General features: G+C 45.7%; 6 protein-coding genes. 4 read left to right on the top strand and 2 right to left on the bottom strand.

The window, feature by feature from the left end; translation table 11 throughout:
* Nucleotides 1–132 precede the first annotated feature (132 nt).
* Nucleotides 133–1,422, bottom strand: coding sequence for a phosphoribosylamine--glycine ligase (purD, locus tag R7Q47_RS22870; protein WP_248487112.1), 1,290 nt, complete (start codon nucleotides 1,420–1,422; stop codon nucleotides 133–135).
* Between the two features lie 194 nt (nucleotides 1,423–1,616).
* Nucleotides 1,617–3,209 (bottom strand): bifunctional phosphoribosylaminoimidazolecarboxamide formyltransferase/IMP cyclohydrolase, encoded by a 1,593-nt coding sequence (purH, locus tag R7Q47_RS22865; RefSeq protein WP_248487111.1) that lies wholly within the window; start codon nucleotides 3,207–3,209, stop codon nucleotides 1,617–1,619.
* A 265-nt stretch (nucleotides 3,210–3,474) separates the two neighbouring features.
* Here purH and zntR point away from each other — a divergent pair, with 265 nt between their 5' ends.
* The 4 genes from zntR (at nucleotide 3,475) to R7Q47_RS22845 (ending at nucleotide 9,893) form a co-directional block, all read left to right on the top strand.
* A complete protein-coding gene (gene zntR, locus R7Q47_RS22860; RefSeq protein WP_005382529.1) occupies nucleotides 3,475–3,873 on the top strand; it encodes a Zn(2+)-responsive transcriptional regulator in 399 nt (132 codons plus the stop codon).
* 163 nt (nucleotides 3,874–4,036) lie between these two features.
* Nucleotides 4,037–5,599 (top strand): lysine decarboxylation/transport transcriptional activator CadC, encoded by a 1,563-nt coding sequence (gene cadC / locus R7Q47_RS22855; RefSeq protein WP_086047087.1) that lies wholly within the window; start codon nucleotides 4,037–4,039, stop codon nucleotides 5,597–5,599.
* A gap of 697 nt (nucleotides 5,600–6,296) precedes the next feature.
* The gene (gene cadB, locus R7Q47_RS22850) at nucleotides 6,297–7,640 is read left to right on the top strand and encodes a cadaverine/lysine antiporter (protein WP_248487109.1); all 1,344 of its coding nucleotides are present in this window, start codon (nucleotides 6,297–6,299) and stop codon (nucleotides 7,638–7,640) included.
* Between the two features lie 117 nt (nucleotides 7,641–7,757).
* Nucleotides 7,758–9,893, top strand: coding sequence for a lysine decarboxylase CadA (locus R7Q47_RS22845; protein WP_017635553.1), 2,136 nt, complete (start codon nucleotides 7,758–7,760; stop codon nucleotides 9,891–9,893).
* Nucleotides 9,894–10,410: the final 517 nt, after the last annotated feature.

Here is a 10,410-nt window from a genome sequence, read left to right as displayed (position 1 = left end):
TCTTTTAGTTGTTGATTTCATAACACTCTCCAATTTTGGGGGTGGAAAGTGTCAACCTTATTTAGGACGGCACAGAACAATAAAAAAAGGCGCTGAGTGCGCCTTTTGTTTTTTAGCCAACTTATGTTGTTTTTATTTGTCTTGCTCACGTGCAATTGCACGGTAGCCGATATCGTTGCGATGGAACATGCCATCCCAACTGATCTGTTTTGCAAGCTCGTAAGCACGCTGCTGCGCTTCTGATACGCTGTTGCCAAGTGCGGTTGCACAAAGAACACGACCACCGTTTGTCACGATGTCGCCATCTTTGTTATCTGTACCTGCATGGAAGACTTTTTCGCCTTCAATTTCAACTTGTGGCAGACCCGAAATTACGTCGCCTTTGTTGTATGCAGCTGGGTAACCACCGGCTGCTAACACGATACCAATCGATGCTCGTGGATCCCACTTCGATTCCGCTTGAGCCAGTTTCTCGTCGATTGCCGCTAGGCACAGATCAACAAGATCCGATTCCATGCGCATCATGATAGGTTGTGTCTCAGGATCACCGAAGCGGCAGTTGTACTCGATCACTTTCGGAGTGCCGTCTTTGTCGATCATCAGACCCGCGTATAGGAAACCAGTGTAAGGGTTACCTTCAGCAGCCATGCCGCGTACCGTTGGGTAAATCACTTCTTCCATGATGCGGTTGTGGATTTCTTGTGTCACCACTGGAGCAGGAGAATATGCACCCATGCCACCGGTGTTAGGACCAGTATCTTTGTCGCCTACGCGTTTGTGGTCTTGGCTGGTGGCCATTGGTAGAACGTTCTCACCATCCACCATCACGATGAAGCTTGCTTCTTCACCATCTAGGAATTCTTCGATAACGACACGACTACCAGCATCACCAAATGCGTTGCCTGCTAGCATGTCTTTGATTGCGTCTTCCGCTTCTTCTAGCGTCATTGCCACAATCACGCCTTTACCAGCAGCAAGGCCGTCGGCTTTCACCACGATCGGTGCACCTTGCTCACGCACGTAAGCAAGCGCTGGTTCAATTTCTGTGAAGTTTGCGTAGGCACCGGTTGGGATTTGGTGACGAGCAAGGAAGTCTTTAGTAAACGCTTTAGAGCCTTCAAGCTGCGCTGCGGCTTGGGTAGGACCAAAGATTGGTAAGCCCGCTTCGCGGAACGCATCCACCACACCAATAACCAGCGGTGCTTCTGGGCCAACGATAGTCAGTTCAATCGCCTTCTCTTTGGCGAAAGCAACAAGGCCAGCGATGTCTTCTACATCGATGTTTACGTTCTCTAGTTTTGGCTCTAGTGCTGTACCTGCGTTGCCTGGAGCAATGAAAATAGTCTCAACATTTGGGTTTTGCGCTGCTTTCCAGCCTAGCGCATGTTCACGACCGCCTGAACCAATGATTAAAACTCGCATATGAAAATCCTTAATCTTATAAATACCGTTTGCTCAAACTCAGATATTTCGCAAAGACCTGAGTATGGCCTCTCTAATTCAATGGGACGAGGACAAGGCGACAAGTGAACTTATTCCTATGAGCATAGTATGCTATGTGATTAGGATAAGTGAACGCCGTCAACGCAGTTATCGTCCCAGTGAAGACGAGAGGATTAGTGGCGGAAGTGACGCATACCGGTAAAGATCATCGCCATGCCGTGTTCGTCTGCCGCTGCAATAACTTCGTCATCACGCATAGAACCGCCTGGTTGGATAACACACTTGATGCCTGCTTCTGCAGCCGCGTCGATACCGTCACGGAATGGGAAGAATGCATCTGATGCCATTACACAACCTTCAACCTGTAGACCTTCGTCTGCAGCTTTGATGCCTGCGATTTTCGCAGAGTAAACGCGGCTCATTTGGCCTGCGCCTACACCGATAGTCATGTCGCCTTTCGAGTAAACGATCGCGTTAGATTTCACGTATTTCGCTACTTTCCAGCAGAACAGTGCATCTTTTAGCTCTTCTTCTGTTGGCTGGCGCTTAGAAACCACTTTTAGGTCGTCTAGGCTTACCATGCCTTGGTCGCGGTCTTGAACCAGTAGACCGCCATTCACGCGTTTCACGTCAAAGCCAGTTGTCTTCGTTGTCCATTCGCCACACTCAAGTAGACGTACGTTCTTCTTCGCGGCAACCACTTCAATCGCTTCAGCAGAAACAGAAGGTGCGATGATCACTTCAACGAATTGACGCTCAACAATAGCGGTTGCTGTTTCAGCATCCAGTTCTTGGTTGAATGCAATGATGCCGCCGAATGCAGATGTTGGGTCAGTTTGGTAAGCACGGTTGTACGCTTCTAGGATGTCTTTACCTAGAGCAACACCGCATGGGTTTGCGTGTTTTACGATTACACATGCTGGCTCGTTGAACTCTTTCACACATTCAAGCGCTGCGTCCGTGTCTGCGATGTTGTTGTAAGAAAGGGCTTTACCTTGGATTTGGCGAGCAGTAGAAACGGATGCTTCTTGTGGGTTTGCTTCAACGTAGAATGCGGCTGCTTGGTGGCTGTTCTCACCGTAGCGCATGTCTTGCTTCTTCTCGAACTGTTGGTTGAACGTACGTGGGAATTTAGACTCTTCATCACCTTCTTTGTTCTCACCGTAAGATGGAACCATAGTGCCGAAGTAGTTTGCGATCATGCCGTCGTAAGATGCTGTGTGCTCGAATGCTGCGATAGCCAGGTCGAAACGAGTTTCTAGTGTTAGAGACTTCTCGTTCGCGTCCATTTCAGCGATAACACGGTCGTAGTCGTGAGCGTTCACCACGATAGTTACGTCTTTGTGGTTTTTCGCTGCAGAGCGAACCATTGTTGGACCACCGATGTCGATGTTCTCAACCGCATCAGCAAGCGTACAGCCTTCTTTAGCAACGGTTTCTGCGAATGGGTATAGGTTAACGACAACCATATCGATAGGGTTGATGCCGTGCTTTTCCATCACGTCATCATCTTGGCCACGACGACCAAGCACACCACCGTGAACTTTTGGGTGAAGCGTTTTAACGCGGCCGTCCATCATTTCTGGGAAACCAGTGTAGTCAGAGACTTCGGTTACGGCGATGCCTTGTTCGGCAAGTAGGCGAGCTGTACCACCAGTAGATAGGATATCGACACCGCGCTCAGCAAGAGCTTGCGCAAACTCAACAATACCTGTTTTGTCTGATACGCTGATAAGCGCACGGCGAATAGGACGAGCGTTATTCATGCTTCCATTTTCCTCAAATTCACGGAGTTAAAGATGTTTGCCAAAAATGAACTTGTTTTTACCTCTTGGGGTAAAATATTGGCCAGTTTTGGTAAAGACCTTTGCAGGGTGTTTTCTGGTTAGAAAACAGTCTCCACATTTGATGGCGCGTATTCTAACCAATTTATTACAAAAAAGCTCGCGCAATCGTTTGGCATCTCAAAAATAATTGCAAAAAAGTCGTTCTTTAGCTTTAAAAGTAACGAGATAGTTAATAGGGAAAGTTATGTTTCAGATAGGTGAACTGGCAAAACGTTGTGGTGTGACTGCCGATACATTGCGTTTCTACGAGAAAAACGCGCTAATAAAACCCGCAGGGCGAAGCGAATCAGGCTACCGCTTGTATGATGAAGAGAATCAAAAGCAGGTGCACTTTATCCTCAAAGGTAAAGATCTTGGCTTGAGTCTGGATGAAATTAAAGACCTGTTAGAAATTAAGTTAGAAGCGACAGAACACAGCTGTGCAGAGGTAAAAGCCATTACTTCTGCTAAGTTAGAGCTGATTGATGGGAAAATTAACGAGCTGACGAAAATTCGCCGAGCGTTAAAGAAGATTAATGATGCTTGTTGTGGTCATACAGACGATGACGCCACACATTGCTCTATCCTTGCCGCACTTGAGTAGTCTCATTCTTGAATCACTTAACTTAAGTTTGCATTTTTGGCGACTTGCTTTTCTAGGTACACGCTGCTTTCCCACCTATAATCTTGCCTTTAGTTACTTGTAGGAATCGACCATTGTCTGATTCCTACCGTAACGCTGTCTGTAGATACGAGAGTTTTCATACATGGTTGGAGTCTATTTTCAAATCAATGACTGGGTTTTGAGCGTTGATGAAAATAAGCTGTATCGACAAGATAGGGAAGTTACTGTTGAGCCACGCTTAATTAATCTTTTGCACTTCTTAGCGGAGCATGCGAATGAGGTGTTCAACCGCGAGGAATTGATTCAGTACGTTTGGGCTGGAGCGATTGTGACCGATCAAGTGGTGACTCAATCCATCTTTGAGTTGCGTAAGCTACTGCGTGACGGTCGAGAGGAAAATACCAACTACGTTATCACGGTGCCCAAGCGTGGCTATAAGCTGGTAGCGAACGTGGTTACTATGACGCATGAAGAGTTTGTCACAAATCGGCAAAATGAAGAGATCCCACCTTCGGTTGAAGAATCGGAAGAGGATTGTCTACCTATAGCACCAGCCGTTACCTTTCCAGCAGGTCCTCTAACTCGCGCGGTCTGCGAGATGTCAAAAGAGAAAAAAGCCCCTCAGAGCAAAAACAAAATCAGTCCTTGGCGATTGGGAATTATGAACTTCATCTGGATCAGTATGTTGGTCGTAGTGATGGGCGTGTTTACCTACAAGCAATCGGAAGTGCGTATTACCCAAGCCATCGATACCCATCTGATTGAGTTCAAGTTTCAAGATAATTTTACGAATGAAGGATTAAGCTACGATTTGGCAGACGGATTCGCCCAAAAGTTGATGTCCGACATTGCTCAAGTCAGTGATTACCGAGTCATGCTAAAGAAGGCGTCGTTTACTTCTGGCATTGTGCCTGGTAAATCGGTTGTGGTGAGAGTTCGTGAGAATGACGGTGGCAGCTTTTTAGAGGTGGAATATCGCAATAACTCATCTGAGAAAGTGTTGTTTAGTCGTCAATACGCGTTAACCAGTAGTCATTTAAAGACAGTGCTTCAACAAGCGTCGTTGGATTTGATGCAAGTGCTGAAAGTGTCGGATGCCAAATTGAAATCTACGATGCTGGTGGCGGGAATGCCAATGAATCCCGACGCGTTGGAGTTGTTTGTTCAGGCTAACCATTACCTTAATGTCTCTGATACTAAACAATTCCGCCAAGGTATCGACTTGATGGAAAACATTTTAGAAATCGAGCCGGATAATGCTTACGTTCAAGCTGAGTTGTTGATTGCTTACCATGTACAAAAGGCACTTGATTTCTCACAGGAGTTGAAGAAAGGGCGAATGCAGCAGCTCAGTGAAGCACTAGAGACTAATGTGAAAATGATGGTGGGGCCAATTCAACCGCGAATTTATGAAGCTTTAGCACTGCACGAAACCATCATTGGTGACATGGCGTTAGCCAAGCGGCATCTCGGACAGGCATTGAGGTTACGTGATTCAGTGCTTTCCTATGTGATTCGCGGTAAGCACGCCGAATTGGATGGTGATCTGGATTTAGCCAGTGAGTCTTACAGTGAAGCTTTCTATATTGATACGTCGGTTGAGACGTACCTGCTGTGCGAAAACTTGGTCTTCCCAAGTAACATGAAGGCGATTGATTACGCCATGTATCGCGCCGTTCACCCTTCTGTCGTTCGAATGCTTTAATTCTCTCGGACTCAACGTCAGTCTAATGCTAGCCCCTCATTTCTGTGAGGGGCTTTTTTGTCGCTGTCGAAAAGTGAAAAGGGTGGGGCGGTGGGGCAGTGACTTACGAAGGAGCTAACAACGCAAGCTTGCAACGGGAATACATACCCGCTTTGCTTCTCTATCTCTATCTCTATCTCTATCTCTATCTCTATCTCTATCTCTATCTCTATCTCTATCTCTATTGATTGTATGAAGTGTCTGGATGAGTTATGTGGCGAGAATGATTCTGATGCTTTCTTGCAGGAGAGATGAATATTGACTTGGGTCAAGAAGCGCGATCAGGGAGAGATTTATGGAATCAACACTTCAGGGAATTAACCCTTCGGGATGGGGAAGTTGATAGAGGTTGATAACTTTTATCGCGATGACCAACGAGTTGATGAGAGTTTATCTATCGGTAGAAGGTTTGATGTTTTTCTTATAACTAAATGAATAATATGGTTTTATATTTTTGTGTTTATCATGTTTACCTCAACTTGATGTTGATTAACTAATAATTTTATTGATAACCCCAAGTTTATTTTTTTCCCAGTTTTGGGGCGTAGTCTTCACTTCGAAATTTAGCGAGGTCGAGCAGGTTCTTCCTCATAGCATCTCGCTAATAACCATTCAGTTTGAGTCATGTTGACTCGAGTAGAATAGATTTGGAGATGTTATGTCATCGAATGCGAAAAAAATCGGCCTTATTGCCTGTACGGGTGTCGTAGCCGGTAACATGATGGGTAGTGGTATTGCACTATTACCTTCTAGTCTTGCCTCTGTAGGCTCTGTTTCAATCTTCAGTTGGCTGATCTGTTTGGTCGGTGCACTGAGTCTGGCGTTTGTTTACGCTCGTCTGGCAACCAAAAACCCACAAGAAGGTGGTCCTATCGCTTATGCTGGCGAAGTGTCTCCGGTATTTGGTTTCCAAACGGGCGTTCTTTATTACCACGCGAACTGGATTGGTAACCTGGCTATTGCCATTACAGGTGTTTCTTACCTTTCAGTATTCTTCCCTGTGCTTAATAACCCAATCCCAGCAGGTATTGCGACGATTGCATCGGTATGGATCTTCACTTTCGTCAACCTACTTGGTGGTAGCTGGGTAAGCCGTCTATGTACGCTTGGTCTAGTTCTTATCCTTATCCCTGTTGTTGGTACAGCTGCATTTGGTTGGACACACTTCGACACTGCGCTTTACAGCCAAAACTGGAACGTATCTGCGGGTACTGATAGCCATGCGATTGTGACTGCGGTTCTTATCTGTCTATGGTCATTCGTAGGTGTGGAATCAGCAGCGGTATCGACTGGTATGGTAGAAAACCCTAAACGGACTGTACCACTAGCAACTATGTTAGGTACTGGTATCGCAGGTGTGATTTACATCCTATCAACTCAAATGATCAGCGGCATGTTCCCAGCGTCAGAAGTTGCGGCATCAGGTGCGCCATTTGCATTGGCAACCACTGAGCTATTCGGTAGCTGGACTGCACCATTCGTATCAGCATTCACAGCACTAGCATGTTTCACTTCGCTAGGTTCTTGGATGATGCTGGTGGGCGAGGCTGGTAAACGTGCCGCGAGCGATGGCAACTTCCCTAAAATCTACGGCGAAACTGACAAAAACGGTGTGCCTAAGAAAGGTCTAATCCTTGCGTCAATCAAGATGACTGCACTGATGGTTGTACTGATGTTCTTCAGCTCTAAAACAGCACACGCATCAGACCTATTCAACCAGCTAACAACTGACGCAGTTCTACTAACTATGCTGCCTTACTTCTACTCAAGCATTAACTTGATTCGCTTCGAAGGTATGACAACACGCAACGGCTTCGTAATGCTGTTCTCTGGTGTGGCTTGTCTGTTCTGCTTCATCGCACTAGCAGGTGCAGAGGGCGGTACGCTAACAGCAACCTTCATCGTGTCTCTAGTTATCTTGATGTTCTACAGCAAAAAAGCAGGTCTTGCTCAGTACGTGAAAATGCACGCTGACGACATGCCTGCCCAAGCAAGCAACTAATCCCCAAAACGCTGGCACTACGGTGCCAGCCCATAAAACCTAAATTCACGCGGCGCTCACTTTACTCATTGTCTGTAAATGGCAAAGAGCGCCCTCATTCGCCTTGGAGATGTCCAAATGAATATATTCGCTATCTTGAACCACATGGGTGTGTTCTTTAAAGAAGAGCCAGTTCGTCAACTTCACGCTGCTCTTGAGAAAGCGGGCTACGAAGTGGTTTACCCAGTAGATGATAAAGACTTGATCAAAATGATTGAGATGAACCCACGCATTTGCGGTGTGCTGTTCGACTGGGATAAATACTCACTAGAGCTATGTGAACGTATCAGCCAAATCAACGAAAAACTGCCTGTTCACGCATTTGCTAACGAACAGTCTACTCTAGACATTTCACTAACAGACCTACGTCTAAACGTGAGCTTCTTCGAGTACGCTTTAGGTATGGCTGACGACATCGCTATCAAAATCAACCAAGCGACTGAGGCATACAAAGATGCCATCATGCCTCCATTCACTAAAGCGTTATTCAAATACGTAGAAGAAGGTAAATACACCTTCTGTACTCCAGGTCACATGGGCGGTACTGCATTCCAGAAAAGCCCTGCTGGTAGCATCTTCTACGATTTTTACGGTCCAAACACATTTAAAGCGGACGTATCAATCTCAATGCCTGAGCTAGGTTCTCTGCTCGACCACTCAGGTCCACATAAAGATGCAGAAGAATACATCGCACGTACATTCAATGCCGACAGCTCGTACATCGTAACTAACGGTACGTCTACATCGAACAAAATCGTTGGTATGTACTCAGCACCTGCTGGCAGCACAGTACTGATTGACCGTAACTGTCACAAATCTCTGACTCACCTAATGATGATGAGCGACGTGACACCAATCTACTTCCGCCCAACTCGTAACGCATACGGCATCCTTGGTGGCATTCCACAAAGCGAATTCAGCCGCGATGTCATTGCAGAGAAAGTGGCGAAAACACCAGGTGCAACAGCACCAACTTACGCAGTAGTGACTAACTCAACTTACGATGGCTTGTTGTACAACACACAATTCATCAAAGAGTCGCTAGATTGTAAACACATCCACTTCGACAGTGCTTGGGTGCCTTACACTAACTTCAACCCAATTTACGAAGGTAAATGTGGTATGAGTGGTGAAGCGATGCCAGGCAAAGTGTTCTACGAAACACAATCAACACACAAACTGTTGGCAGCGTTCTCACAAGCTTCAATGATTCACGTGAAAGGTGACTTTGATAAAGAATCTTTCAATGAAGCATTCATGATGCACACTTCAACTTCACCTCAGTACGGCATTGTTGCTTCTACTGAAACTGCAGCGGCAATGATGCGCGGCAACACTGGTAAGAAGTTGATGCAAGACTCTATCGATCGCGCAATCCGCTTCCGTAAAGAGATCAAACGTCTAGAAGCAGAAAGCGACAGCTGGTTCTTCGATGTATGGCAACCAGAAAACATCGATACCACAGAATGTTGGAAACTAGATCCTAGCGACACATGGCATGGCTTCAAGAACATGGATGACAACCACATGTATCTTGATCCAATCAAAGTAACGCTACTGACTCCTGGGATGAATAAAGAAGGCGAACTAGAAGAATCAGGTATTCCTGCTTCGCTGGTGGCTAAATTCCTAGACGAGCGCGGCATCGTGGTAGAGAAAACAGGTCCATACAACTTGTTGTTCCTATTCTCAATCGGTATCGACAAATCAAAAGCAATGCAATTGCTACGCGGCCTAACTGAATTTAAACGTGGCTACGACTTGAACCTAACCATCAAGAGCTTCCTACCTTCACTATACAACGAAGACCCAAGCTTCTATGAAGGCATGCGTGTTCAAGAACTAGCACAAGCGATTCATGACCTAACTAAGAAATACAACCTACCTGAGCTAATGTACAAAGCGTTCGATGTACTTCCAGAAATGAAAGTAACACCACACGCAGCATGGCAAGAAGAGCTTCGTGGCAACATCGAAGAAATCAAACTGGAAGAAATGGTTGGCCGCGTAAGTGCGAACATGATCCTTCCTTACCCTCCAGGTGTGCCACTAGTACTTCCTGGTGAAATGGTGACTCAAGAGTCTCGCCCTGTGCTGGACTTCCTAGAGATGCTTTGTGAGATCGGTGCGCATTACCCAGGTTTCGAAACCGACATCCACGGTCTATACCAACAAAAAGATGGTAGTTACACCGTAAAAGTATTGAAGAACTAAGTTCCTCTCGAAGATGACGCCATTGGGAATGCAAGCATGCTCCACTCTTACGAGCTCAATGCGTCATCGAACAATAACGACATTTAGATATACCCCTAACTCATCTGTCGTAAAGAGAAGGGCAAGGATGCTCTGATCTTTTCTTCTATATATAGAAGAAACACTTTTCCAAGACTTCACCTGAAGTACCCCAAATAAAAAGCAAAGACCAAAAGAGCAGTTCGTCATCGTTCTGCTCTTTTTTCGTCTTTATATAGATAGAAAGAGAAAAAAGAACCAAGAGAGATAAGATCAGCAATCAAAATCACAAAGAAATCGGCGATCTTTTAATGCAGAAGTCAGGTGTTTCATCATGAAAAGATCCTCTGCAACCCGAAATATTAGACAAGATCGTTGAGTATCTATGCAGAATGCTCGTTATTTGTTCGGTTGAAAGTTTTTTTGCAAAAAACGCTTGTACTAATTTCTCAACCCCCTATACTGCGCATCCACCGACACGGAGTGAGACGAAAGTCAC

Source organism: Vibrio sp. Vb0349 (genome assembly GCF_033338975.1).
Note: the sequence above shows the minus strand (reverse complement) of the source record. Positions and strands in the feature narration are given on the sequence as shown.

Bases quoted from the DNA above. Each gene is read 5' to 3' on its own strand.
- purD (WP_248487112.1), bottom strand. From the start codon at position 1,422: ATGCGAGTTTTAATCATTGGTTCAGGCGGTCGTGAACATGCGCTAGGC.
- purH (WP_248487111.1), bottom strand. From the start codon at position 3,209: ATGAATAACGCTCGTCCTATTCGCCGTGCGCTTATCAGCGTATCAGAC.
- zntR (WP_005382529.1), top strand. From the start codon at position 3,475: ATGTTTCAGATAGGTGAACTGGCAAAACGTTGTGGTGTGACTGCCGAT.
- cadC (WP_086047087.1), top strand. From the start codon at position 4,037: ATGGTTGGAGTCTATTTTCAAATCAATGACTGGGTTTTGAGCGTTGAT.
- cadB (WP_248487109.1), top strand. From the start codon at position 6,297: ATGTCATCGAATGCGAAAAAAATCGGCCTTATTGCCTGTACGGGTGTC.
- R7Q47_RS22845 (WP_017635553.1), top strand. From the start codon at position 7,758: ATGAATATATTCGCTATCTTGAACCACATGGGTGTGTTCTTTAAAGAA.